Here is a 24,768-nt window from a genome sequence, read left to right as displayed (position 1 = left end):
GCTCTTTACGATGAGCGCTCGGACCCGCCTGTGAACCATCCCCTCGCCAGCCTCGTGGGACCGCTGCGCTACGCGTGTCAGCGGGACTTCGCCCAGCTCTCCACCGTGAGGGATCTGCGCGGCGTCATCGAGCGGGCCCTGGCCGGGGCGTCGGGAGTAGAGCCTCGCGCGCTGTCGCTTCTGCGGGCCGCGCTGCCCCATGTGGACGATGCCCAGCTCGACCGGCGCAAGGCCGCGCTGCGGCGGGTGGTGGCCGCGCTGAAGATGGGCGGGGTGGCGCTGCCCGGGGAACTGGAGCAGGTGATTCGGGGCGAATCGGGGGGAAGTGCTCCCGAGCCGTCATTCATGGGTGTTGCGGAGCCGGAGGCCCGGATGGTGGCACCGCCTTTGCCCCCCGTGTCTCGCGGGCCTGGGACTCCGCCCCCGGTTGCCGGTGTCCCGCCCTGGAAGTCCACCGAGCCCGTGGCGAAGCCTGCGGCACCCCTGGTGGTGGCTCCGGCTCCGGCTTCCCGGCCTGCACCACCACCACCTCCTCCTCGTCCGCCTCCCGTGGCGGAGAAGAAGGCCGCTCCGAAGAAGCGCAAGCAGGCCACGGGGGCCGAGGAGTCTCGGGCTGAGGCGAAGCTCCTTTCCATCGCTCCTCGCTCGGGGCCACTGTCCGTTCCGCTGAAGACGCTGGGCAAGCGGCTTGGTCCGCGCCTGCTGGGCGCCCTCAACAAGAAGGGCCTGCGTCGGGTGGGCGACATCCTCTTCCTGCTGCCTCGCTGCTATGAGGACCGGCGGAAGCTGCAGACCATCGCCGAGCTGGAGCCTGGCGGGCGCGGCGTCACCGTGGGCGTGGTCAAGCACGCGGACTATGCCGCCGGGCGCAACGGCAAGCGCTACTTCAAGGCCGTCATCGCGGATCGCTCGGGCAGCATCGCCGCCACGTTTTTCCACGCGGGGCCCTGGCTCAAGGCCCGCTTCACCGTGGGCAAGCGTATCGTGCTCTCGGGAGAAGTCCGCGCCTCCGTGACCGGACGCGAGATCGCCCACCCGGAGATCGAGCCCGCCGAGGACATCGAGTCCTCCTCCGTCCACTTCAACCGGATCGTCCCTGTCTATCCGGGCTTCGAGCGTGGCGATCAGCGCTCCTTCCGTGAGGTCGCCGCCCGCGTCGCCGAGTCCTACGCCCAGCACATCGAGGAGCCCCTGCCCGAGGCTCTGCGCAAGCGGCTCAATCTGATGACGCTCACCGAGGCCCTGCGCAGCATCCACTTCCCTCCAGAGGACTGGGACCTGGATCGGCTCGATGGCCACCGGAGTCCGGCCCACCTGCGGCTCGCGTTCGATGAGCTGTTCTTCCTTCAGCTCGGCCTGGGGCTCAAGCGGCTGGGCGTGAAGGCCGAGAAGGGCATTGCCTTCAATGTCAGCCCGGAGCGCATGGAGCGGGCTCGCGGCTCGCTCCCGTTCCAGCTCACCGGCGCCCAGCGCCGCGTCATCGAGGACATCTCCGTCGACATGGCGCGCCCCGAGCCCATGAACCGGCTCATCCAGGGCGACGTGGGCTCGGGCAAGACGGCCGTGGCGCTCGTGGCCGCGATGATCGCGCTGGAGGACGGCTACCAGGTGGCCGTGATGGCCCCCACGGAGATTCTCGCCGAACAGCACGATCGCAACTTTCGCCGCCTGCTGGAGCCCCTTGGATACCGCGTGGGGCTGCTCAGTGCCGCCGGCACGGCGAAGCAGAAGCGCGAGGTGCGCGAAGCCGTGGCCCGAGGCGAGATCCACCTCGCTGTGGGCACTCACGCCCTCCTCGAGGGGGATGTCTCCTTCGAGAAGCTGGGGCTCGTCGTCATCGACGAGCAGCACCGCTTCGGGGTGCTCCAGCGCCACACGCTCATGAGCAAGGGGCTCAGGCCGGATGTGCTCGTGATGACCGCCACGCCCATTCCGCGCACCCTGGCGATGACGGCGGCGGGGGAGCTGGACATCTCCATCATCGACGAGCTGCCCCCGGGCCGCACGCCCGTGACTACCCGCGTCTTCAGCGAGCAGCACCGCGCCCGCGTCTACGAGTCCGTGACCGCCGAGATCGCCAAGGGCCATCAGGCGTACGTCGTCTATCCGCTCGTGGAGGAGTCCGAGAAGCTGGATCTGGCGGACGCCACGCGCGGCGCGGAGAAGCTCCAGCAGGTGTTCCCCCAGGCCAAGGTGGGACTGCTCCACGGGCGCATGAAGCCCGAGGAGAAGGACGCCGTCATGGAGGCGTTCCGCGAGAAGCAGATCCACGTCCTCGTGTGCACCACCGTGGTGGAGGTGGGCGTGGATGTGCCCAACGCCTCCGTCATGGTCATCGAGTCCGCCGAGCGCTTCGGCCTCTCGCAGTTGCACCAACTCCGAGGCCGGGTGGGGCGCGGTGCCGCCATCAGCCACTGTTTCCTCGTGGCCAGCCCCGCGCGCTCCTGGGAGTCCACCGAGCGACTCTCGGTCATGGAGCACAGCAGCGACGGCTTCGTCATCGCCGAGAAGGATCTGGAGATCCGCGGCCCCGGCGAGTTTCTCGGCACCCGGCAGAGCGGTTTGCCCGAGCTGGCCGTCGCCAACCTGGCGCGGGATGGAGACCTGCTCTCGATCGCCCAGGTCGAGGCCCGGCGCATCCTCGCGCAGGATCCCCACCTGCGATCGTCCGAGCATCAGGGACTGGTGAAAGCGCTCGAGGAGCGCTGGGAAGGCCGCCTGGCGCTGGCTCGGGTGGGGTAGAGGAGGCGCTCGCTTCGGCACGCAGGCTCGTGCCGATGCCTACCCTTGAGGCGAAGGAGGTGCGCCATGGGCAACGTCGAACTGGCAGACTTTCTGGCACGGCAAGGCATTCGGGATCGGCGGGTGCTCGACGCGATCGCCCGCCTGGATCGGGCGGAGTTCATTCCCGAGAACGCTCGCTCCTCCGCTACGGCCGACTCGCCGTTGCCCATCGGCCACGGGCAGACCATCAGCCAGCCCTACATCGTCGCGCTCATGTCCCAGGCCCTGGAACTCCAGGGGCACGAGCGGGTGCTCGAGATCGGTACCGGCTCGGGCTACCAGACGGCCGTCCTCGCCCAACTGTGTGGGGAGGTGTATTCCGTGGAGATCGTCCCCTCGCTCGCCCGGTCGGCCAGGGCGCTGTTGGAGCGGCTCGGCTTCCAGAACGTGCACCTGCGCGAGGGGGACGGTTCGCTCGGCTGGCCAGAGGAGGCCCCGTTCGACGTTGTCATCGGTACGGCGGCCCCCGAGCTCGTGCCTCCCAAGGTCTTGGGGCAGCTCAAGCCGGGTGGCCGGATGGTGATGCCGGTCGGGCCCCAGGGGGGCAATCAGGAACTGCTGCGCATCACCCGAGCCCCCTCCGGGGGGATTCCCCGGGTCGAGCACCTGCTCCCGGTACGGTTCGTCCCCATGACGGGCGAGGCTCGGCACCAGGGTTGAGGTGACAGTGCGTTGCCCCAGGGCACCTGGGCCCGTTAACGTGCGCCCATGATCATCTGCCCGGTGTGTGAACACCAGCAGGCCCAAGGGGACGAGTGCGACAACTGCGGCAAGAAGCTCCAGGTGCCCAAGGTTGCCGCCGTCGCCGTGCCGACCCTGCCTGAGCTCGAGCAGACCCACCACGCTGGCGGTCGCGTGGCGGTGGATGCTCCCACCCTTCCCGAATTGGACCACACCCGCCAGCAGGCCGGCCCGGACCTGCCGGCCCAGGTGGTGCAGGACATGGAGCGCACGCGTGCTGCGCCCATCGACAAGGTCGCCGTCGAGACCGTGGCCGATCTGGACACCGGCCGCGCCGTGGATGATGGCGTGCGGACGGCGGCGCCCACGGGCGCGGTGGTGTGCCGGTACTGCCGCAACGTCCAGGCCTCGGGCATCGTGTGCGATCGCTGCGGCATGCGTCTGCCCAAGGTGATCCCCGCGGCGGGAGCGCAGGGCGCCGCGGCGAAGGGGGCTGGGAACGCGGAGGATGCCAACTGGATGCCCTGCCAGAAGTGCCGCACGCCCACCCGGCCGAACAAGATCTGCTCGGTGTGTGGGACCCGAGTCGTGGTGGCGGAGGATTGAGCGTGTCTGCTTCTGTGTCTGGTTTCCGTGCGGAGTTCGCCTGCAGCGAAGGCTGCGGCTTCCGCTCGTCCCTGTGGGAAGTCATCTACCGTTGCCCCAAGTGCGGCTCGCTGCTGGAGGTGTCGCACGACATGGAGGCGTTGCGCTCGGTGTCAGCCACCGAGTGGAAGCGCCGCTTCGAGTCGCGCTTCGGCTCCTCGCGGCTGCCGCACGCCTCGGGCGTCTGGGGCAAGCACGAGTGGGTGTGTCCGGAGCTGCCCGTGGGGGACATTGTCTCGCTGGGTGAGGGCCGGGTGCCGCTCATGCCGCTGCGGCGCATGGCCTCCGAGCTGGGGCTGGAGAGCCTGGAGCTCAAGGAGTGCGGCGTCTCGCCGACGGGGAGCTTCAAGGACTGGGGCATGACGGTGCTCGTGTCCGCGGTGAAGCACCTGCGGGCCCGGGGCGTGCCCATCCGCGCCGTGGCGTGTGCCTCGACGGGAGATACCTCGGCGGCGCTCTCCGCGTATGCGGCCGCGGCGGGGATCCCCTCGGTGGTGTTCCTGCCCAAGGACAAGGTGTCGCTGGCGCAGCTGGTGCAACCCATCGCCAACGGGGCGCGCGTGCTGTCGCTGGACACGGACTTCGACGGCTGCATGCGGCTGGTGCAGCAGGTGACGGAGGACCGGGGCCTGTACCTGGCCAACTCGATGAACTCGCTGCGCATCGAGGGCCAGAAGGTGGTGGCCATCGAGCTGTGCCAGGATCTGGGCTGGGAGCCTCCGGACTGGGTGGTGATCCCCGGCGGCAACCTGGGCAACGCGAGCGCGCTGGGCAAGGGCTTCCAGATGATGCACGCGCTGGGGCTCATCTCCCGGCTGCCGCGGATCGCGGTGGCGCAGGCCCAACGGGCCAACCCGCTGTTCCGTGCCTTCCGTGGGGGCTTCAAGGAGCTGGTTCCCGTGAAGGCCGAGCGCACGCTGGCCTCGGCGATCCAGATCGGCAACCCGGTGTCGTACCGGCGCGCGGTGCGGACGCTCCTGGCGTTCGACGGCGTGGTGGAGGAGGCCACCGAGTCCGAGCTGGCCAACGCCGCGGCCCGCGCCGATCGCGAGGGCACCTTCTCCTGTCCGCACACGGGCGTGGCGCTCGCGGCGGTGGAGAAGCTGACGGCGCAGAAGGTGATTGCACCGGGCTCGCGCGTGGTGGTGGTGTCCACGGCGCACGGGTTGAAGTTCGCGGACTTCAAGGTGGGCTACCACCGGGGCACGCTGGCGGATGTGGAGAGCCGGCGGGCCAATCCTCCCCTGGAGCTGCCCGCGGAGCTGGGAGCGGTCCGGGAGGCCCTGGCGTCCTTGGGATGACGCAGGGAGACGTTCACGGCTCGACGGCGGGCCGGGGCTGCGGTATGTCCCCGGCTCCGTGAACGCCGAAACCCCCCAGGATCCGCGCTCGCAGCTCGAGCGCCTTCAGGAGCGCCTGGCCACCCGCCAGAGCATCCTCCACTTCGCCCACAGCGCCATCTCGTTCATCGTCGCCCTGATCTTCTCAGGCGCGGCGGCCAAGCTGTTCTGGGATTCCACGAAGCTGCCGGTGCTGGCCTTCGGCGCCACGACGCTGGCGCTGGCGCTGGCGACCTACGCCCTGGTGCGCTACCTCAAGGGGCGCCGCGAGCTGGCCGAGGAACTGAAGCGGTACGGCGATCTGCTGGAGCTGCGGCGCCAGCTGAATCTGGACAACCCCTCGACGCTGCTGCCTCGGTGAGCGCGCTCCGTCGAAAGCCGGGGCGTGGGCGCTTCATCGTCCTGGAGGGGCTGGATGGGGCGGGGACCACCACCCAGGCCGAGCGTCTGGCCGTGGCCCTGCGGGCCGAGGGGCACTCGGTGCTCACGACCCGGGAGCCATCGGATGGGCCCATTGGAACGTTGATCCGGCAGGCGCTCACGGGGCGGCTCGTGTTGCCGGGAGGCGCGGGGCCGTTGGCGCAGGAGACGCTGGCCCTGCTGTACGCTGCGGACCGGACCGACCACCTGAAGGCCCGGGTGCTGCCGGCGCTGGAGGCGGGGCAGATCGTCCTGAGCGATCGGTACGTGCTGTCCTCACTGGCCTACCAGGGTGCGTCGCTGTCCATGGCGTGGGTGGAGGCGGCGAACGGGTACGCGGTGCCTCCGGATCTGACGTTGTTCGTCCATGTGTCTCCGTCCGTGGCGGCGCAGCGGAGAGCGGCGCGGGGTGGGGCGAAGGAGCTCTTCGAGGAGGATGCGCTCCAGCGGCGGATCGCCCGTCAGTACGAGGAGGCCATCCGCCGGCGCGAGGCGCAGGAGAAGATCGTCCGGATCGACGGTGAGCAGCCCGTCGAGGCGGTGACGGACGCGGCGCTGGCGGAGATCCGCACGGTGCTCGGGCGCAAGCGCGTGCGCTAGAGTCGGCGCCCATGGAGCGCACCGGCGCGGCAGCGGTCATCATTGGAAATGAAGTGCTCACGGCGAAGGTGGTGGATGCCAATGGGCCCTACCTCATCCGCCGGCTGCGCGAGGTGGGCATCCCCCTGCGCTCCGTGGAGATCGTCACCGACGATGTAGACGCCATCGTCGACGCGGTGGCGCGGGCCCGCTCGAAGGCTGTCTACGTCTTCACCAGCGGAGGCATCGGCCCCACCCACGATGACGTCACCGTGCGCGCGGTGGCGCTCGCCATGGGCCGCGAGGTGGTGCGCCTGCCCGAGATGGTGGAGCTCATCCGCAAGCGCTCCGATCACCTCAACATCACCGAAGAGGCGATGCGGCTGGCCGACGCGCCCGAGGGGGCTGTGCTGCTGCCCCAGGAGGGGAGCTGGTTCCCCGTCCTCACCGTGGACAACACCTTCCTGCTGCCCGGGGTGCCCCAGCTCTTCAAGCTCCAGCTCGAGACCGTGCTCGAGCGCCTACGCGGTACGCCGGTCCACCTGCGCACCCTCTACCTGCGGTTGGGCGAGAGCAGCATCGCCGCCGTGCTGGATCGGGTGGCCCTGGACATGCCGCACGTGGCCATCGGCTCATACCCGGTGTTCGACCCGGCGCTGGACTACCGCGTCAAGGTGACCATCGAGTCCACCGAGCTGGCCCCCGTGGAGGAGGCCCTGGCGCGTATCCGCGGCGGGCTGCCCGCGGATACGGTGGTTCGCCAGGAGTAACCGGCTACAGCCCCAGCCCCAGCCGCTGCCGCAGCCGGAAGAAGTCGTCCGACAGCGAGAAGCTCAGCAGATCCTTCAGGTCGTCGCGCGCCTTCAGCGCCGCCAACACCGGATCCATCGAGTCGACCTTCGAGTTCGCCATCGACGGGTCCTCGCGCAGCACCAGTCCCAGGCCCACGGTGATGTCGCCGCACATCAGCATGCCGGCCCGATCCGCGGACAGTGAGAGCCCCTCGGTCAGCTTCTTCAGATCCACCTTCGAGGAATCGGCCGCGAGCGCCATGGCCGGCGTCTCCAGCGCCTTGAGCGCCTTGCGCGAGTACAGCTTGCGCAGCTGCTTCACCGTCTCGTCGTTCTTCCGCCCCAGCGCGGTGAACTGCGCCGAGTGGATGCGCACCGAGTTGCCGAACAAATCCGCCGTCTCGCCCTGGGAGAGCTTCGACAGCACCGCCGACTTGTTCAGCAGGCCCAGCACCGCGCGGCCGATGAGGAACTTCTGCTCGCGGGCGTTGAACTTGCGCACCACGTCCTGGCCCACGCACACAGACAGCGGCTCGGTGGTCTCCAGCGTCATCAGCCCGCGGCGGGACTGGTAGACCTCGAACTCCTCCACACCGAAGACCTGCGCCACAGCGCGGATGGCCTTGAACACCGCCGTGTCCGGCTTGAGCTTGTCCGCCTTCTTGTCCACTCCCAGCATCTCGAACTGGGGCGGGTGCAGCTTGTTGAGCTGATCGCCGATGGCGCGCAGCAGCTCCAGCAGCGGTCCGCGCGTGGATGGGTGCAGCAGCATGCCGTCCAGGTCCGCCAGCGGGAGGTTCTCCTTGGCGTCCTGGGCCAGCCGGGCCTTGGCCTCGTTGTAATAGACGACCTCGACTTCATTGGCCGAGCGCAGGAACTGGAGCGCCGACGCCGCGCAGAAGGCCTTGTCGTGCTGCTTGAGGCCCTCCCACAGCTTGAAGAGGGCGTGGAGGCTCTCCACTCGCGTCGGATCCAGCTTCAGCAGCTGCCGGTGCTCCTCGATGGCCATCGCCGTGGCCGTGGAATCGCGCGTGTACAGCTCCGCGAGCGACGCACGCGCCGAGATGTTCGTCGGCTCGTGCTCCAGCACCTGGCGGAAGACGGCGGTGGCGCGCACTGGCTGATCGAGCTGACGGGCAAACAGCTCCGCCAGCCGCATCCGCACGGACTGGGCCCGCTTCGGATCCACCGAGGCGAGCGTCCCCACCTGCGCCTCCAGCATCTGCGCCAGCTCCGGCAGGTTGTGGGCGCGCTCGTAGAGGATGACGAGCCGGTCCACCAGCTCCGAGTCCCCGGGGATCAGCTCCAGCGCCTTGCGGTACAGCGCGGAGGCACCCGCTGTGTCACCCAGGCCCTCGTCATGGATGCGCGCCAACTCCACCGTGTGGCGCGCCCGGTCCGCCGTCGTGAGATCCAGCTCCAGCAGGCGCTTGAGGCAGTCCACCGCGCCGGACCAGTTGCGGCCCTGGGCGTGCAGGGTGGCCAGGCGATCCAGGGCCTCCTCGTTCTTCGGCATGGCCGCCAGCGCCGTCTGGAGGTGCGCGGAGGCGCGGCTCGGCTCGTTCAGGTGCGTCTGGTACAGGCCACCCAGGGTGAGGTGGTGCTGTGCGAGCACGCGAGGATCGCCTCCCTGCTGCACGCGCTGGGCGAGCGCCGCGGCGGCCTCGGCATACTGCTGGTTCTCCAGCAGCAGCTTGCCCTTGAGCTCCAGGGCATCCGGGAAGTTCGGCACCGCGGACAATGCGCGCTCCAGCATCACCATCGCCTTGGAGCGATCGTTCAGGGCCGTGAGGCACAGCTTTGCCCCGCTGATGAAGGAGGCCGCTGCCGCGGCGTAGTCCCGCTGGGCCAGCTTGGCCTCGCCGCGCCGCTCGTGCAGGGCCGCGAGATCCGAGGTGCCCCCGCGCTGGGCGAGCAGATCCTCCAGCCCGGCGGTGGCCACGGGGTTGAGCGGCTCCTTCTCCAGGGCCGCGCGGTACAGGGCGGCGGCGCCGTCCAGATCGTTCAGCCGGGAGGAGGCAAGCTTCGCGGCGGCGATGAAGGCCTCCACGGCGCTGCGAGGATCGCGGCTGGCGCGGGCCTCGGCCTCCAGGGTGGCGCGAGCGGCCGCGGCGTTGCCCTGCTTGAGCTGCACGCGCCGCGAGCCCATGAGGGCGGGCAGGCACTGCGGCTGACCCTCCAGGGCGGCGCGGTAGAGCTGCCCCGCGCGCTCCAGATCGCCCAGCTTGTGCTCGGCCAGATCGGCGCTGCGCAGCATCAACTCCACGCGCTCGATGGGCTCGGTGACGATCTCCAGGCGGCGGCTGAAGAGCCAGGCCAGGCCCGCGAAGTCACCGGCCTGCCGCAGGGCGCGCTCCAGGGCGAAGGCCACGCGCACGTCCGCGGGATCCTCCTGGAAGGCCTGTCGGTACTCCTCCAGCGTGGCCTCGGTGGAGCCCTTGTCCTGATCGGCGGCGGCGGACAGGCGCAGCGCGGTGCGGAGCCGGGCCTCGGGGACGCGCTCGGAGAGGCGGAAGCGCAGCTCGGCGCGGCGCGGCTTGTCTCCGGAGCGGATGCGCTCGAGCATCTTCAGCGCGGTGAACTGGCCCGCATCCAGCTGGAGCACGGCCTCGCAGCACTGGGCGGCGCGGGCGGGCTCCTGGAAGCGATCCAGGTACAGGCGCGCCAGCTTGAGGTAGGCGGCCACCTTGGCGCCCGGCGTCTGGCCCACCTGCGTCTCGCGATCCAGGATGGCCACCAGCTCCTTGGTGTTGTCCTGAGTGGTGTAGAGCCGCTCCAGGGCGCGCAGCGAGGCTGCGTGGCCCGGCGTCACCTTGAGCACCTCCTGGTAGCCCTCGATGGCCAGCTCCGGCCGCTGCAACTGATCCTCCCAGATGGCGGCGGCCTGGAAGAGCGCGTTGGCCCGCTCCACCGGATCGATGCGGTTGGCGGCCTCGGCGCGCAGCACCTCGATCAGCTTCTCCCAGTGCGAGTTGGACCGGTAGATGCGGGCCAGGGCGCGCAGCGCGGGGAAGTAGCTGGGCGCCAGCGTCAGCGCCTCCTCGTAGGCGGCGATGGCCTCGTTCTGCTCCTTGAGGCGGTGCTCGTACAGCTCGCCGATCTTGAACTGCAGCGTGGCGGCCTGCTCGGTGGACGGGGAGATCTCCGCCTCCGCCCGGTACATCTTGATCAGCTCGTTCCAGCGGCCCTCCAGCGCGTACAGCCGGCCCAGAGCCTTGAGCGCGGGCAGGTACGAGGGTGACAGGGACAGCACGCGCTCGTACATGGAGATGGCGCCAGGGCGATCCTTGAGGTTCTCGTCCAGGATCTCCGCGTTGCGGTGGTAGAGCGACAGCACCTGCTTGGTGTCACCGGCGAACGAGCCCTCCAGCTCCTGCGACTCGATGAGCTCGCGGTAGCGCCCGGCGCGCTCGTACAGCCGCGACAGGTTGCGGATGGTGGGCAGGTGATCCGAGGCCAGATCGAGGATGCGCTTCATGCACTCGATGGCGTGCTCCAGATCGCCCAGGCGGTCCTCGTAGATGACCGCCATCTTGTTGAGCGTGGAGATGAGCTGATCGCGATCCGCGGTCTGCAGCAGATCCTGCTCGTACATGCCCACGAGCTCGGCGAAGCGGCCCTGGCGCTCGTAGAGGCGCGAGAGGGCCTTTTGCGCGGGCAGGTAGCCGGGCTGGAGCTGGAGGCAGGTGTTGTAGCGGGAGATGGCATCCTCCTGCCGTCCCAGCTTCTCCTCCAGCACCTCGGCCGCCTTGTACATGCGGGCGGCCTTCTGCCGGGCGTCCTCGGCGGCGGCGAGCTCCGCGTCGAACACGGAGACCAGCCCCTCCCAGTTCTGCAGCCGGTGGTAGAGCTTGCCCAGGCCGGCCAGCGCGGGGCCGTGGCCGGGGATGCGCGAGAGGATGGCCTGGTAGCGCGAGACGGCGTCCTGCTCGCGCTTGAGATCCTCCTCATAGAGCGCGGCCAGGCGCAGGTTGATGGCCACCAGCTCGCTCTCGTCGTTGATGGAGCCCACCCACGCCAGCAGCACGTCCGACAGCTCCTCGTAGCGGCCCTGCGTCTCGTAGATGCCGGCCAGCTCGGAGAGCACGAGCGGCTCGTTGGGGGTGACGCGGCGCGCGGCCAGCAGCGCGGCCAGGGCGTCATCCTTGCGCCCCATGCGCTCGTAGACCTTGGCGATCTGCAGGTACGCGGGCGTGGCCTGGGTGCCCAGCACGTGGGCCTCGGCGGCCAGCGCGCCCAGCAACTCGTCGGCGCGGCCCTCGCGCTCGGCCAGGCGCTTCATGGCCGCCAGCAGCAGCAGGTCCGATCGGTCCAGCGCGAAGGCCTGGCGGAAGAACACGGCGGCGGCCTCGCGCTGCTTGAGGCGCTCCTCCAGCACCAGGCCCGCCGAGGTGAGGTAGTGCGCGCGGAGGGTGGGGTTCTCCAGCGTGCTGGCCAGCAGCCGGTACACCTCGATGAGGGACTCGTGGTCGTTGCGGGCGGCGTAGTGTGCTTCGAGCTGGATGAGCAGGCCGACTTCCGTGGGCTTCAGCTCCAGGCTCATCTTCCAGGCGGCCTTGGCATCCGCCTCGCGAGACAGGCGCTCCTCGAGGATGGAGGCCTTCTCGAAGAGGAGCGTGGCCTTCTGGCGAGGATCCTCGGTGCCGCCCAGCTCCGCGTCCAGCAGCTGGATGACCATCTGCCAGTTGCCCACGTCCGCGAAGAGCCGGCGCGCGGCGCGGATGTTCACGAGGAACTTGGGCGCCAGCTTGTAGGCATTCTGGAAGGCGACGGCCGCGTTGCGCGGGTTCTTGAGCGTCTCTTCCCAGAGGAGGCCCATCTCATGGAAGAGCAGGGCAGCAGCCTGGGGATCGGAGGAGCTGATGGCTCGGGCTTCGCGCTCGAGGGCGGCGAGGCGCTCGCGGGCATCGTCTTCGGGGGTGCTGGCTGCCGGCATGGCGCTCATGTTCTGGGCGAGGACCTCCGTCGCGGGCTTCACGGGAGGGGTTCCCGGCGCGGGGATGGAGGCGGAGGACGAAGTCCTCGTGAGATCGTTCTGCTCGCTCATGGGGAAGCAGGCTCCGGCAGAGGGGAAGATCGCGGCTGCGGCTCTGGCCGTCGCGGTCGTAACACGTGCTTGCCTGACCTCTCAAGTCCTCGACTTCCTTGGTGAAAAGCAGGGCCGCCCCCTGGGTAGGCAAGGAGGCGGGGGCTTGGGCCCCGGAACGGACCGCGTTACCGTCTGGGGGTGCCTGATCCACTTCTGATCCCAGATGTTTTCCGCGTGGGCCTTGTGGGCTACGGCCTGGCCGGGGCCAGCTTCCATGCTCCCTTGATTGCCAGGGAACCGGCACTCTCCTTGAGGGCCATTGCCACCCGCAACGCCGAGGCGGTAGCGCGCGACTGGCCCGGAGCGCGCGTGCTGTCCGTCGAGGACCTGCTGGCCGACCCGGAGCTCGAGCTGATCGTCGTCGCCTCGCCGAATGACAGCCATGCGGCGCTGGCGGAGCAGGCGCTTCGGGCGGGCAAGCACGTCGTCGTGGAGAAGCCGTTCACCCTGGAATCGGGAGCGGCCGCTCGGCTGGGGGCGCTGGCTCGGGAGAAGCACCGGTGCCTGACGGTCTTCCAGAACCGGCGCTGGGACGGGGACTTCCTGACGGTGCGCCAGCTGATCGAGCAGGGCCGGCTGGGAAAGCTCTACAGCTTCGAGAGCCACTTCGATCGCTTCCGGCCGCAGGTGAAGAAGCGCTGGAAGGAGGAGGACGTGCCGGGAGGTGGCACCTTGTGGGATCTCGGGCCTCACCTGGTGGATCAAGCGCTCCAGCTCTTCGGGATGCCCGACTCGATCATCGCGGATGTCGGACGGCAGCGGGCCGAGGGGAAGGCGGTGGACTGGTTCCACCTGCTGCTGCGCTACGGCGAGCTGCGCGTCATCCTGCACTCGGGCTCGGTGGTGCATGAGCCGTGGCCGCGCTTCGTGGTGCAGGGCGAGGCGGATGCCTACCTCAAGCACGGCCTGGATCCGCAAGAGGAGCAGCTCAAGGCCGGGTTGAGGCCCGGAATGGCAGGGTGGGGCGCCGAACCGCCGGAGCGGCACGGACGGCTGAGCCGGGGCGGGAGCGTGCCCACCGTGCCAGGACGCTATGAGGAGTTCTACCGCCAGCTCGTCCTCGCCATGAGGGGCGAGGGCCCGGTGCCCGTGACGGCGGAGAGCGCGGCGCAGGTGATCCAGGTGCTGGAAGCCGCGCAGCGCAGCGCCGAAGAGGGGCGGACGGTTCCGCTGGACTGAGCGGGCGCGAGCCCGGGCCTACTTCTTCCGCAGGGCGCCGATGACCTCTTTCGCGGCAGCCACCGAGGAAGCGGGGTTCTGGCCGGTGATCAGCTGGCCGTCGCGCACGGCGAAGCTGCCCCACATGGGCCCCCGCTCGTAGCGGGCCCCGAGCTCGCGCAGGCGCGTCTCCAGGGGGAAGGGCACCACCTTGTCGAGCTTCGCCGCGCGCTCCTCCTCGTCGGAGAAGGCCGCCACGCGCTTGCCGGCAACGAGCGGCTTGCCGTCCGCGCCCTTCACTCCGACCAGTGCCGCCGGCCCGTGGCACACCGCTGCGACCACCGCCCCGCGGGCGTACGCGCTCGCGAGCAGCTTGTGGAGGGGCGCATGGGTCGCCAGATCCCACATTACTCCGTGGCCACCCACGACGAAGTAGGCATCGTACGTGTCCTTCACCTCTCCCAATACGAGCGTGTGCTCCAGCTTGGACCTGGCCTGGGGATCGGACAGGAAGGCGCGAGTCTCCTCGGAGGCGTCCTTCACGCTGCGCGGATCGGCGGGGGCCTTGCCGCCCTTGGGAGAGGCGATGTCGACCTGCGCGCCCTCCGCCGTGAACTCGCGGTAGGGCGCCGCCAGCTCCTCCAGCCAGAAGCCGGTCTGCTCGCCGGTGGTCCCCATCTGCTCGTGACTGGTGACGATCAACAGGATCTTGATCGCGGTCAGTGCCTTCATCGTGGTTGCTCCTTGCATCGTGCCTCCCTGCATGGGGGGCGATGCGCAGAGAGGTACCGCTCGGGGCTTCGCAAGAAAACCGAGGGTGTCTTCACATAATATGTAGCGGTGCTTGGCAATCATGAAGCGCTGTGGACGCTGTGGGAAGTGAGTCGGGCCGGGACCTATGCGGGAGCGGCGGCTCGGCTCGGCATCACTGCCTCGGCAGTGGGGCAGCAACTCAAGGCATTGGAGGCGCGTCTGGGCGTGGCGCTGTTCGAGCGGGTGGGCCGCCGGGCCCGGCTGACGCCCATCGGCGCGGCCCTGGTGGAGCGGTTGGGCGAGCACCTGCCAGCTCTGGACACGGCGATCGAAGAGGCCGCGGAGGCCCAGCGCTCGGTGCGAGGGGAGGTGACCCTGGGAGGTCCGTGGCCCTTCTGCCGCTTCTGGCTGCGTCCGCGGCTGCCCGGATTGCTGGAGCAACATCCGGACCTGCGCCTGAGCGTGCGCTTCGAGGTGTCGAGCCTGCTCACCCGAAGGCTGTTGGGAGGCGAGGTGGATCTGGCCATCATGGGCACGCTGCCCGAGGCCTCGGGGCTGGAGGTCCGGCCGATCGCGCAGGAGGGATTCGTGGCCGTGGCCGCTCCCGCATACCTGCGTCGGCAGGGCACGCCTCGGACCGCGCGGGACTTCGGCTCCCACCGCTTCGTCGCCTTCGACTCCGATCTGGCGATGCTCGAGCCGTGGTGGCGGGCGGCCTTTGGAGCGAAGGAGCCACTCCCCAGCCAGGTGGTGTGTCACATCACCAACCTCGACGAGATGCTGGCGCTGGCCGAGGCTGGGTGCGGCATCTCGGTGTTGCCGGACTACCTGGTGGAGCCGGCGGTTCGCTCTGGGCGGGTCGTGGCGCTCGAGCCTGAGTCCGGCCGGCGCTCGCTCCGGCGCCCCCGAGGCACCATCTGGCTGGCGTGGCGCCGGGCCACGGCGCTCACCGCGCGCTTCCTCGCGGTGCGGGACTGGCTCCTGGCGGACACGGAAGCAAGGACGTGACGCACAGTTGTCGTTGAACTACTTGACAGATGTTCAGGTGCCGGACTACTCGGCGGCCGCTTCGTGAGAAGCAGGAGCACCCACTTTCCACGCACCAACAAAGGAGAGCAGCCATGGCGAAGGCAATTCCCGAGGGGTACCACACCGTGACGCCGTACCTGATCGTGAAGGGGGCAGCCCGGGCACTGGAGTTCTACAAGAAGGCCTTCAATGCGCATGAGCTCTACCGCCTGGAAGGTCCGGGTGGCTCGGTGGGGCACTCGGAGTTCCAGATCGGCACTTCTCGCATCATGCTCGCCGATGAGTTCCCCGAGATGGGGGCCCGCAGTCCCGAGACACTGGGGGGCTCTCCCGTGGGTCTCTGTATCTACACCGAGGATGTGGACCTACTCTTCAAGCAGGCCCTCGCCGCTGGAGGGAAGGAGGAGCGCCCGGTGAAGGACCAGTTCTACGGCGATCGCTCTGGCACCCTGCGTGATCCGTTCGGCCACCAGTGGACCCTCGCCACGCACAAGGAAGACATCTCTCCCGAGGAGATGAAGCGCCGGATGGCCAGCCAGGGCCAGTGACGCACCCGGCCACTGCAAGGGAATCCCAGCGTTCACTTCCTTGCAGTGGCTTGCCCTCTGGGGCTGCTTGCGGCGCTCCTCCGCGTACCGGAGTGTCCTCTACGAGGTTCTGCGAGGGACTTCCGGGAGGGGGACTCCATGTCAGTGAACGCCAGGATCCTGCTTTTGGCACTGGTGGCGATTGGAATCACTGCCATTCTGGCTGGCAACTCCCTGTTCGGTACACGGAAGGGGCGCCAGATCCGCGAGCGGGTGGTCGCCTCTCAAGAGCAACTCCTGGCCGTGGCGCGATTGAAGGCGGGCGTCTGGCCCTTCCTGAACACGCTCAGCCGCATGAAGGAGAACGGCCAGGACACCGTTGCCTTTCTCCACGAGAGGGAAAACCAGGTCCTCGCGGAGCAGACGCAGCTCGACTTGAGCGTGGATGAGGAAGAGAGGATCAGCGGCGACAGCGGGTACAAGCCTCGCACGGATGAGCGCCGGGAGTTCAGCGAGGTCATCCAGGCGCTGCTGCGCTGGATGGAGAAGACCGAAGCTCGGGTACGCGCGGAACCGGCGAAGCGCCCCATCCCGCCCATGCTCGAGTGGGAGCTCTACCAGGACTACGAGCGAGAGGTGGGGCGGGACATGGCCACCATCGAGGCGGCGGAGCAGGAGGAGCTGACGTGGCTGCGGCAGCACTGGGATCGGAACGTGAAGCGCTCTCTGCTCCTGACCCATATCGTCACGCTGGCCTGCACCGTGCTCATGGTGGCGCTGACCCTGTTCCTCTTCCTGCCCCTGCGGGGCTCGTTGCGCCAGCTGAGGAGCGTTGCGGAGCGAGTGGGCCGCGGTGACTTCGCGGTGTCCCTGCCCACCATGGGCCGTGACGAACTGGGGCTGCTGGCCCAGGCCATGAATCGCATGGCCGTCGAACTGCACGGCACCCTCGAGGAGAAGCAGCGCTTGATGAAGGCCGAGGCCGAGGTTTCCGAGCGTGAGGCGCGTCGCTACAACGCCATCCTGGAGGAGACGGTCCGTGCGCGCACCACGGAGCTGGAGGCAGCCAATACGCGGCTCGAGGAGAGCCTCCGGCAGCTCCAGGACACCCAGGCGCAGCTGCTCTTCGCGGACAGGCTGGCCGCCGTGGGGCGGCTCGCGGCGGGCGTGGGCCACGAGATCAACAACCCGCTCTCGTACATCCTCAGCAACCTGCGCTTCATCCAGCGCGAGCTCGATAGGCCCGAGGCCGCGGGTCTGCCGGAGAAGGAAGAGCTGATGACAGCCATTGGTGATGCGCGCGAGGGTGCCGATCGGGTCCGCATCATCGTGCAGGAGCTCAAGGTGTTGTCACGGCCGGACGAGCTCACGCTGGGGCCTGTGGATCTGGGGAGCGTGATCCGCGGCGCCGCGAGCATTGCCACCCAGGAGTTGAGCGAGCGGGCCCGGCTGGTGTTGGACTGCCAGGACGTGCCCCCGGTCCAGGGCAATGGGCCTCGGCTGGGCCAGGTGATGCTCAACCTGATCGTCAATGCCGCGCATTCCATCGAGCCGGGCCGGGTGGAGGAGAACGAGGTCCGTGTGGTGGTGCACATGGGTATCCTGGACACCGTCATCGTGGAGGTGCACGACACGGGCTGCGGGATTCCTCCAGAGAACCTGGAGCGCATCTTCGAGCCGTTCTTCACGACCAAACCGGTGGGCATGGGGACAGGGCTGGGGCTGTCGGTGTGCCGCACCATCGTCGTGGCCATGGGCGGTACCCTCCAGGTGGTGACGAGTGAGGTGGGCCGCGGCAGCATCTTCCGCATCACCCTGCCCACGGGCATCGCGGCGGCTGCTTCTCTTCAAGGCAACCCGTCCTGAAAGTCATTAGGATGCGCGCGCGAACCCGATTGGGGAACCATGCCATCGATCATCGACGCCTCTCCGTTTCCCTGGGAGCGCCCCGAGGCCCAGGAACTGCACCGGACGCTCGTCTCTCTCTATCCCACCGAGCCACGGGCCACCTTCGTGGCCACCACCGCGGGCATTCCGCCGAAGGAACTCCCCTCCGGTCTCCCGGTGCTCGAGCTGTGGAGGAAGATCCTGGAGCTGGCGTCGGCGAAGGCCGCCACGCAGCACCTCGTCGCCTTCGTTCGAGACCAGAACCGCAAGAACCCGACCTATGCCTTCCTGGAGGCCCTGCTCAAGGATGTCCCGGTGGCGGTGAGCCTGGAGCCTCGCAGGGACAACGGCTCCGCGGTCTTCCTCTCCGGCAATGACACGCCCACCGAGCAGGAGGCGCTGCTCTTCCGCGATGATCTCTCACTGCTGGTGGGGCGGGTGCCGGCGTTCATCGCGACGCTGAAGAAGATGATGGAGCTGGCTCCGGCGGTGTGCCTGCTGCGCGTCACCGCGGGCTCCGTCTCTGGTGTCGGAACGGGCTTCCGGATTGGCGACAACCTCGTGCTGACCAACCACCACGTGCTCTTCCCCCAGGGGAAAAAGGCCACGGAGGTCATCGCTGAGTTCGGCTTCGAGACGGATGCCAGGGACGCGGCGCTCCCGTCCAAGTCCCTCCCGTGCGATTGCGGCTCGATCATCACGGATGAGGCGGATGATTGGGGGGTGATCCGCGTCACCGAGGGCCTGGAGCCCACCTGGCCACGCGTGATCCTGTCTCCCGCGGTGCCTCCGGTGCTTGGCGAGAGCGTGTTCACCCTCCAGCACCCGCGCGGCTCGCGGAAGCGGCTCGGGTTCATCCGGAGCACGGTGACGAACTTCGACGAGCGCGTTGTCCACTATCTCACGGATGCGCAGCCGGGCTCCTCGGGGGCGCCGGTCTTCAACGCCCAGGGAGAGCTCATCGCGCTCCACCACGCGGGCGGTACGCCTCAGGAGGTTGCCGGGAAGATGCCCCTCATGAAGAACGAGGGCATCCGCATCCGTCGGATCGACGAGGGGCTCCAGAGGAAGGGGATCCTGCCCTGAGCCCTGGCTCGTGCCTCAACCTCAGGTGAGCCCCGCCCTCATGGAGAGGAGGGCGGGGACAGCACCGGCTCAGCCGCGGGCGATGGCGTCCTCGACGTAGCGGACGCCCTTGGCGGTGATCGTCTTGCCCTTCTTGGAGTCCGAGGCGTAGCCGGTGTGGATGCGCAGCGCCTTGGCGGCGTTGGGGGCCGCGTAGGACACGCCCAGCTTGCTCCAGAAGCGCGAGGTGGTCCCGGACGTCACTTCCACGCCCAGTGCACGCGCCAGGTACAGCGGGATCAGCGAGCGCAGGAGCTGATCCTTCTGCTGCCCCGCGGTGACCAGGTTCTTCTGCTGCGGGTGGTTCTGCAGCGCATCCACCAACTGCTTCACGGCTTCCGTGGTGGCGGTCCGCGTCGCGCCGCTCTTGCGGGCCGCGGAGGCGCGCTTGGTGGTGGCCTTGCGGGCGGCGGGCTTCGCGGTGCGCTTCTGTGCCTTGGCGCGCTGGGGACGAGAGGGGCTCTTGCTCTTGGCTTGCTTCTTCTGGGGCATGGTGGGCTCTATCGGAGGGGACAGCGGAGTCTCACTGCGGACTGCGGCATGACCAACCAGCGACTCGTCGCCCCGGGCTCGCCGCAGAAACGCCCGCAGCGGTCCCACCCACTGGGTGAGGCCCAGGCGTTCGATCAGCGAATCCAACCACCCGGAACTGAAGAACACCGGACGAGTCCTCCTGGAAGACGGCGGGAAGCTACTACAGCTCACGTGGACCTGATCCAGCCTCTCTACCGTATCAGGTAGGGTGAATCACTCCCACAGTACCGGATCGGGCCGGATCCGATCCGGCAAATCTCAGATCCGGGTGAAAGACCAGCTCAACGCGCGACCTCCCGCGTAGGGCATGACCCCGTGGAAGGCTCGCGGATCCGAGTCGAATACCAGCGGGAGGAAGTGCCGATCCCCGTCCCACAGGGGCAGGGACATGATGTCCTTGACGGGCACCCAGGACAGCTCGCCCTCGGCGTTGCGCTCGGGCGGCGTCCCCGTGAAGCGGTCGATGAGGAAGACGAACCCCAGCCAGTCCTCCCCCTTGGGGCCGAAGCCGGGCCAGCTGATCGTGCCGCGCAGCCTCAGCTCCTCGCACTCGATGGAGGCCTCTTCGCGGATCTCTCGGCGCATGCACGCCACAACGTCTTCGTCGGGCTGCATCTTCCCGCCCAGGCCGTTGTATTTGCCCAGGTGGGCGTCATTGGGGCGCGCGTTGCGGTGGACGAGCAGCACCCGCGCCCCGTCCGGGGACATCACATAGCCAAGGGTGCCGATGATGGGGGTATAGGGCATGGCCTCCGATGCATATCAGGCACCCTGGGGGCTGGAGCGGCCGACGTTGTCTGGAGCCTTGCCGCGAAAAATCTGCGAGAGGGGGCAGGGCTGCCTGCATATCCTTCTGGGGTCAGGCAAGGAGGGAACGTGGGAATTGGCCGGCTGGTGGGAGTGATGATCGCGGTCGCGGGGGCGGTGGTGCTGTGGACGGGGCTGAAGGCGAAGGACTCGGTGGTGGAGAAGACCCGGCACGCGCTCACCGGGCGCTACAGCCAGGAGACCACGCTGTATCTCGCGGGCGGCGGCGCGGCGGTGGCGGGCGGTGTGCTGCTGGTGCTGTTTGGCGGCGGTGGCGGGCGCCGGAGGCGGTAGGGACGCGTCCAGTGGAAGGCACATGCGGCGGGCTTCGATTGACGCCCTTTCCGCCCTGTCGGTAGACGGGGGCCATGAAAGGTCACGCACGCAACATGATGACCGCGCCGGTGGTCTCGGTCGGTCTGGATGCTTCGCTCGACGAGATTGCCCGCTGTCTGGCGGCCGCGCGTATCGGTGGAGTGCCGGTGGTGGGAGCCGAGGGCCGTGTCGAGGGCTTCGTCAGTGAGAGCGATCTGCTCGATGCCCTGCTCGCCGAGCGGGCGCCCTCGACCCGGGCCGCCGATCTGATGGCTCGCTCGGTCCACTCGGTGAACGAGTTCGATCGGACCGAGGAGGTGATGAGCCTGCTGCGCCAGCACCGCATCCACCACCTCCCGGTCTTGCGGGGAGGCGAGTTGGTGGGGATCATTACCCCGTCTGACGTGATCCGCTTCATGGTCGAGGAGGTGCTGGCGAAGCCCCCCGAGATTGGATGAGACGGGAGGCTGTATGCCGCGCATCGCGATCTTGAGTGACATCCACGGCAACCTGGCCGCGCTGGAGGCCGTATTGCGGGATGTGGAGTCCCAGAAGCCGGATCGAATCGTCTGTCTGGGGGACACGGTGGGTTATGGCCCGTTCCCTCGTGAGTGCTTCGCTCGAGTCCATGAGGTGGCGGACCTCATGCTGGCGGGCAATCACGAGTTGGAGACGGCGGTCCCCGGCGACGAGGGCCTGGAGGAGGATGTCCGGGAACTGGCGCTCTGGTCGGCGCAAGCGCTGGAGGGGCTCGAGCCGTGGGAGCGGATGCGCGAGGCGTTGGTGGCGGGGCAGGCCGAGGCCCTATCGCACCGCCAGGAAGGCCGCATCACCTGGGTCCACGGAGCGCCCGAGGAGTCGACGGTGCGCTACGTCTGGCCGGGACACCGCATGCACTTCCTGCAGCTCAACTCGCAGATCGATCAGTTCCTCCAAGATCTGCTCGCGCGATTCACGACACCGCATGGCTTCTGCGGCCACACCCACGTGCCGGCCGTCCTCACCTCGTACGAGAATCGAGAGCTGTTCAGCGTGTCCCAGGACTGGAACCGCATGTTCACCTTCGTGGGTCCGAGGACGATCTTCTACGTGGCGCAGGGCATGCCGATGATCGGCGGGCTGTACGGGCGCAAGGTGGTCATCAACCCGGGCAGTGTGGGCCAGCCGCGTGATCGGGATCCCCGCGCCTCGTGGGCGCTGTATGACGGGGATCTGGTCTTCTTCCGCCGCGTGCCGTACGAGATCTCCGCCACCCAGGCGGCCATTCGCGCACTCCCCGTGGCCGAGGACACGCGCCGTTTCTTCGCTGATCGCCTGAGCAGGGGAGAGTAGGGCGAGGTGCCGGTCTGCTTCGCGGCCTCTTCTCAGTGCAGTAAGAGAAAGGGCGTTGAGAGGACGCGGCAGCTTTGTCATGGTCCAGCGCCATGAAGCGCTGCCTGCTGCCCGCCCTTGCCCTGATCTCTTGTGCCACCCCGTCGAGCACGGGGCCGGCCGCTCCGTCCACGCCTCCGGTGGAGGCTCCCGCCACCGGCTCCAAGGCGACCCTGCTGCCCGACGAGGTGCATCTGGCGGATCTGCGCCAGCTCACCTTCGGTGGCGAGAACGCCGAGGCCTACTGGTCGTTCGACGGCAAGCAGCTGTCCTTCCAGTCCCGGTTCGGCGACATGGGCTGTGATCGCATCTTCCGCGTCACGGTCGATCCGGCCACGCCATCTCCGGCCGTGCTGCCGGTCTCGAGCGGCAAGGGGGCGACCACGTGCTCGCACTTCATGCCTGGAGACCAGGAACTCATCTACGCCTCGACGCACCTGGGTGGCGACGCGTGCCCGCCGAGGCCGGACCACTCGATGGGCTACGTCTGGGCCCTCTACGACTCGTACGACATCTTCAAGGTGGGCGCCGATGGTAACGGGCTGACGCGGCTCACGGACACTCCGGGCTACGACGCGGAGGGCACGGTCTGCGCCAAGGACGGCTCCATCGTCTTCACCTCGGTGCGGGACGGCGACATCGAGCTGTATCGCATGGACAAGGATGGCAAGAACGTGCGCCGGCTGACCCAGACGCCGGGCTATGACGGCGGCGCGTTCTTCAACGCCGACTGCTCGAAGATCGTCTGGCGCGCCTCCCGGCCCAACCCCGGCAAGGAGGTGGACGACTACAAGGCCCTGCTGGCGCGCGGGCTGGTGCGGCCCACCAAGCTGGAGCTGTTCGTGGCCAATGCGGACGGCTCGGAGGCCCGGCAGATCACCTGGCTCAACGCCGCCTCGTTCGCGCCTTTCTTCCACCCTAACGGCAAGCGCATCCTCTTCTCGTCGAACTACGGAGATCCCCAGGGCCGCGAGTTCAACATCTGGGCCGTGGACGTCGACGGCGCGAACCTGGAGCGCATCACCTCCGCGCCGGGCTTCGACGGATTCCCCATGTTCTCGCCGGATGGCAAGTGGCTCGCGTTCTCCAGCAACCGCGCCACGGCCGAAGGGCAGCATGACACCAACGTCTTCCTCGCTCGCTGGATCGATGACGCGAAGCCGAGCACTCCCGCCGCCGAGTCCGCCGCGGATCGGATCGAGAAGGATGTCGCGTTCCTCGCCGCTCCGGAGCAGGAGGGGCGTGGCATCGGCACGAATGGGATCGAGGCCTCGGGCAAGCACATCGAGGGGCGCTTCCAGTCGCTCGGCCTGAAGCCCGCGGGGGACAATGGCTCTTTCCGGCAGGTGTTCCCGGTTACGACCGCGGTGAAGCCCGGGGCGAAGACCCAGGTGAAGCTCGGCAAGACGGTGGTGCCCCCGGAGGCGTACACGGTGCTCGGGTTCTCCGCTCAGGGTGCGGCGCAAGGGCCCCTGGCGCTCGCGGGCTACGGCATCGTCGAGCCGTCCATCAACGTGGACGACTACGCGAAGCTCGATGTGAAGGGGAAGATCGTGGTGGTGCGGCGCTTCGTGCCCGACTCGACCACCTTCTCGGATACCGACAAGCAGCGCCGTTATGGAGATCTGCGCCACAAGGCCTGGACGGCTCGGGAGCGGGGCGCCAAGGCAGTCATCATCGTCGACTGGCCGGAGGCTCCCAATCCTCCGGTGAAGGACTGGCAGATGCCCTCCGAGGCTTCGCTGCCTTCGCTCTCCCCCGAGGGCCAGGGTGATGCCGGCATCCCCGTGGTCGTGGTGAAGCGCTCGGCCCTGGAGCCCTTGATGGCCCAGCTGAGCGCTGGCAAGCGCGTCGACGCTCGTATCGAAGTACAGCTCGACTTCGAGAAGAGCGATGCGTTCAACGTGGCCGCGCTGCTCGAGGCAGGGCAGGGCAAGCTGCCGGGAACTATCGTGATCGGTGCCCATTATGATCACCTGGGCTTCGGCGGGCGCTACTCGCTGACGCCGGACAAGCACGTGCCGCACGTCGGCGCGGACGACAACGCCTCGGGCGTCGCCGGCGTGCTCGAGATCGCTCGCGCGCTCACCGAGAACCGCGCGCAGCTCCAGCACGATGTGCTCTTCGTCGCCTTCTCCGGCGAGGAGACGGGGGTGCTTGGCTCCTCGTACTTCACTCGCGCGCGCGGTGACGCGGGCATGAAGCAGATCGCCGCCATGCTCAACCTGGACATGGTCGGCCGGCTGCGGACGAGCGGGCTCTCGGTGCTCGGGGCCGAGTCGGCCACGGAGTGGAGGGAGATCGTCGGCGCCGCGTGCACGAAGGCTCGCGTCCAGTGCACCTCCAGCGGTGACGGCTACGGCCCCAGCGATCACTCTCCGTTCTACGCGGCGGGTGTTCCGGTGCTGCACTTCTTCACCGGCGCTCACTCGGACTACCACAAGCCCTCGGACACCGCGGACGCCATCAACGCGGCCGGTACCGCTCAGGTGGCCAGCATCGTCTCGGCCGTCGCGCTGGGGCTCGATGGGAAGACGACGCTCACCTACCAGAAGGTGCCGTCTCCCACGCCGCGCGGCGATCTGCGCAGCTTCAACGCCTCGCTCGGCACCGTGCCGGATTACGCGGGCCCGTCCAACGGGCAGAAGGGCATGCTGCTCGCGGGAGTGCGTGCCGGCGGCGCGGCGGAGCAGGCGGGGCTGCAGCGCGGGGACATCCTCATCCGGCTCGGCAAGCACGCCGTCGGTAGCGTCGAGGACCTCATGTACGTCCTCAACTCGTCCAAGCCCGGCGAGACGGTGACCGCGGTGGTCCTCCGCGAAGGCAAGGAGCTCCAGCTCGACGTCACCTTCCAGGAGAGCAAGCGGCCTCGCTGACCGAGGCTGGAGCGACTGCCTCGAATCAGGTAGGATGAAAGACTACTGCGAGGAAGA

General features: G+C 68.7%; 20 protein-coding genes. 16 read left to right on the top strand and 4 right to left on the bottom strand.

Annotated elements, in window-relative coordinates:
- The first annotated feature begins 30 nt into the window (after window positions 1–30).
- From recG to KY501_RS28375, 7 genes are all read left to right on the top strand, one after another.
- Window positions 31–2,742: an ATP-dependent DNA helicase RecG gene (gene recG, locus KY501_RS28405; protein WP_224366602.1), complete on the top strand. Its 2,712-nt coding sequence runs from the start codon at window positions 31–33 to the stop codon at window positions 2,740–2,742.
- 66 nt (window positions 2,743–2,808) lie between these two features.
- Window positions 2,809–3,444, top strand: a complete 636-nt coding sequence (locus KY501_RS28400) for a protein-L-isoaspartate(D-aspartate) O-methyltransferase (RefSeq protein ID WP_224366601.1) — start codon at window positions 2,809–2,811, stop codon at window positions 3,442–3,444.
- Window positions 3,445–3,492: 48 nt separating this feature from the next.
- The gene (locus KY501_RS28395) at window positions 3,493–4,071 is read left to right on the top strand and encodes a hypothetical protein (RefSeq protein ID WP_224366600.1); all 579 of its coding nucleotides are present in this window, start codon (window positions 3,493–3,495) and stop codon (window positions 4,069–4,071) included.
- A 119-nt stretch (window positions 4,072–4,190) separates the two neighbouring features.
- A complete protein-coding gene (thrC, locus tag KY501_RS28390) occupies window positions 4,191–5,411 on the top strand; it encodes a threonine synthase (protein ID WP_373691651.1) in 1,221 nt (406 codons plus the stop codon).
- A gap of 58 nt (window positions 5,412–5,469) precedes the next feature.
- On the top strand, window positions 5,470–5,811 hold the full coding sequence (locus KY501_RS28385; protein ID WP_224366598.1) for a hypothetical protein: 342 nt from the start codon (window positions 5,470–5,472) through the stop codon (window positions 5,809–5,811).
- Window positions 5,808–6,470 carry a dTMP kinase gene (gene tmk, locus KY501_RS28380; RefSeq protein ID WP_224366597.1) on the top strand — a complete coding sequence of 221 codons (663 nt, stop codon included), beginning with the start codon at window positions 5,808–5,810 and terminating at the stop codon, window positions 6,468–6,470. The genes KY501_RS28385 and tmk overlap by 4 nt, the downstream gene beginning before the upstream one ends.
- 11 nt (window positions 6,471–6,481) lie before the next feature.
- Complete coding sequence (locus KY501_RS28375; RefSeq protein WP_224366596.1) at window positions 6,482–7,219, top strand: competence/damage-inducible protein A; 738 nt, start codon at window positions 6,482–6,484, stop codon at window positions 7,217–7,219.
- A gap of 4 nt (window positions 7,220–7,223) precedes the next feature.
- On the opposite strand, the gene KY501_RS28370 is transcribed toward KY501_RS28375, so the two are convergent.
- A complete protein-coding gene (locus KY501_RS28370) occupies window positions 7,224–12,287 on the bottom strand; it encodes a tetratricopeptide repeat protein (RefSeq protein WP_224366595.1) in 5,064 nt (1,687 codons plus the stop codon).
- Between the two features lie 180 nt (window positions 12,288–12,467).
- Between KY501_RS28370 and KY501_RS28365 the strand changes: the two genes are divergently transcribed.
- Window positions 12,468–13,508 carry an oxidoreductase gene (locus tag KY501_RS28365; RefSeq protein WP_224366594.1) on the top strand — a complete coding sequence of 347 codons (1,041 nt, stop codon included), beginning with the start codon at window positions 12,468–12,470 and terminating at the stop codon, window positions 13,506–13,508.
- An 18-nt stretch (window positions 13,509–13,526) separates the two neighbouring features.
- Here the strand turns inward: KY501_RS28365 and KY501_RS28360 are convergent, their stop codons facing one another.
- Window positions 13,527–14,219, bottom strand: coding sequence for a type 1 glutamine amidotransferase domain-containing protein (locus KY501_RS28360; RefSeq protein WP_224366593.1), 693 nt, complete (start codon window positions 14,217–14,219; stop codon window positions 13,527–13,529).
- A 108-nt stretch (window positions 14,220–14,327) separates the two neighbouring features.
- On the opposite strand from KY501_RS28360, the gene KY501_RS28355 reads away from it, so the two are divergent.
- The 4 genes from KY501_RS28355 to KY501_RS28340 all read left to right on the top strand — a co-directional run bounded on the left by KY501_RS28355 (window position 14,328) and on the right by KY501_RS28340 (window position 18,769).
- On the top strand, window positions 14,328–15,248 hold the full coding sequence (locus tag KY501_RS28355) for a LysR family transcriptional regulator (RefSeq protein WP_224366592.1): 921 nt from the start codon (window positions 14,328–14,330) through the stop codon (window positions 15,246–15,248).
- A gap of 113 nt (window positions 15,249–15,361) precedes the next feature.
- A complete protein-coding gene (locus KY501_RS28350; protein WP_224366591.1) occupies window positions 15,362–15,817 on the top strand; it encodes a VOC family protein in 456 nt (151 codons plus the stop codon).
- A 138-nt stretch (window positions 15,818–15,955) separates the two neighbouring features.
- Window positions 15,956–17,662, top strand: coding sequence for a sensor histidine kinase (locus tag KY501_RS28345; RefSeq protein WP_224366590.1), 1,707 nt, complete (start codon window positions 15,956–15,958; stop codon window positions 17,660–17,662).
- Window positions 17,663–17,701: 39 nt separating this feature from the next.
- On the top strand, window positions 17,702–18,769 hold the full coding sequence (locus KY501_RS28340; protein ID WP_224366589.1) for a trypsin-like peptidase domain-containing protein: 1,068 nt from the start codon (window positions 17,702–17,704) through the stop codon (window positions 18,767–18,769).
- A gap of 69 nt (window positions 18,770–18,838) precedes the next feature.
- Here the strand turns inward: KY501_RS28340 and KY501_RS28335 are convergent, their stop codons facing one another.
- Both KY501_RS28335 and KY501_RS28330 read right to left on the bottom strand, forming a co-directional pair.
- Window positions 18,839–19,300: a hypothetical protein gene (locus KY501_RS28335; RefSeq protein ID WP_224366588.1), complete on the bottom strand. Its 462-nt coding sequence runs from the start codon at window positions 19,298–19,300 to the stop codon at window positions 18,839–18,841.
- A 300-nt stretch (window positions 19,301–19,600) separates the two neighbouring features.
- Window positions 19,601–20,089, bottom strand: coding sequence for an NUDIX hydrolase (locus tag KY501_RS28330; protein WP_224366587.1), 489 nt, complete (start codon window positions 20,087–20,089; stop codon window positions 19,601–19,603).
- A 129-nt stretch (window positions 20,090–20,218) separates the two neighbouring features.
- Between KY501_RS28330 and KY501_RS28325 the strand changes: the two genes are divergently transcribed.
- The 4 genes from KY501_RS28325 to KY501_RS28310 all read left to right on the top strand — a co-directional run bounded on the left by KY501_RS28325 (window position 20,219) and on the right by KY501_RS28310 (window position 24,711).
- Window positions 20,219–20,443: a DUF3185 family protein gene (locus KY501_RS28325; protein ID WP_224366586.1), complete on the top strand. Its 225-nt coding sequence runs from the start codon at window positions 20,219–20,221 to the stop codon at window positions 20,441–20,443.
- 74 nt (window positions 20,444–20,517) lie between these two features.
- A complete protein-coding gene (locus KY501_RS28320) occupies window positions 20,518–20,922 on the top strand; it encodes a CBS domain-containing protein (protein WP_224366585.1) in 405 nt (134 codons plus the stop codon).
- A gap of 13 nt (window positions 20,923–20,935) precedes the next feature.
- Window positions 20,936–21,796, top strand: coding sequence for a metallophosphoesterase family protein (locus KY501_RS28315; RefSeq protein ID WP_224366584.1), 861 nt, complete (start codon window positions 20,936–20,938; stop codon window positions 21,794–21,796).
- 92 nt (window positions 21,797–21,888) lie between these two features.
- Complete coding sequence (locus KY501_RS28310) at window positions 21,889–24,711, top strand: M20/M25/M40 family metallo-hydrolase (protein WP_224366583.1); 2,823 nt, start codon at window positions 21,889–21,891, stop codon at window positions 24,709–24,711.
- Window positions 24,712–24,768 lie beyond the last annotated feature (57 nt).

The organism is Hyalangium versicolor, assembly GCF_020103695.1.
Classification (GTDB): Bacteria; Myxococcota; Myxococcia; order Myxococcales; family Myxococcaceae; genus Hyalangium; species Hyalangium versicolor.
The sequence above is the reverse complement of the archived record's forward strand: the minus strand, read 5'-3'. Positions and strand labels throughout refer to the sequence as shown.

Bases quoted from the DNA above. Each gene is read 5' to 3' on its own strand.
- KY501_RS28370 (WP_224366595.1), bottom strand. From the start codon at position 12,287: ATGAGCGAGCAGAACGATCTCACGAGGACTTCGTCCTCCGCCTCCATC.
- KY501_RS28375 (WP_224366596.1), top strand. From the start codon at position 6,482: ATGGAGCGCACCGGCGCGGCAGCGGTCATCATTGGAAATGAAGTGCTC.
- KY501_RS28330 (WP_224366587.1), bottom strand. From the start codon at position 20,089: ATGCCCTATACCCCCATCATCGGCACCCTTGGCTATGTGATGTCCCCG.
- KY501_RS28395 (WP_224366600.1), top strand. From the start codon at position 3,493: ATGATCATCTGCCCGGTGTGTGAACACCAGCAGGCCCAAGGGGACGAG.
- KY501_RS28315 (WP_224366584.1), top strand. From the start codon at position 20,936: ATGCCGCGCATCGCGATCTTGAGTGACATCCACGGCAACCTGGCCGCG.
- KY501_RS28320 (WP_224366585.1), top strand. From the start codon at position 20,518: ATGAAAGGTCACGCACGCAACATGATGACCGCGCCGGTGGTCTCGGTC.
- KY501_RS28350 (WP_224366591.1), top strand. From the start codon at position 15,362: ATGGCGAAGGCAATTCCCGAGGGGTACCACACCGTGACGCCGTACCTG.
- KY501_RS28345 (WP_224366590.1), top strand. From the start codon at position 15,956: ATGTCAGTGAACGCCAGGATCCTGCTTTTGGCACTGGTGGCGATTGGA.
- KY501_RS28360 (WP_224366593.1), bottom strand. From the start codon at position 14,219: ATGAAGGCACTGACCGCGATCAAGATCCTGTTGATCGTCACCAGTCAC.
- KY501_RS28340 (WP_224366589.1), top strand. From the start codon at position 17,702: ATGCCATCGATCATCGACGCCTCTCCGTTTCCCTGGGAGCGCCCCGAG.
- KY501_RS28400 (WP_224366601.1), top strand. From the start codon at position 2,809: ATGGGCAACGTCGAACTGGCAGACTTTCTGGCACGGCAAGGCATTCGG.
- KY501_RS28310 (WP_224366583.1), top strand. From the start codon at position 21,889: ATGAAGCGCTGCCTGCTGCCCGCCCTTGCCCTGATCTCTTGTGCCACC.
- KY501_RS28335 (WP_224366588.1), bottom strand. From the start codon at position 19,300: ATGCCCCAGAAGAAGCAAGCCAAGAGCAAGAGCCCCTCTCGTCCCCAG.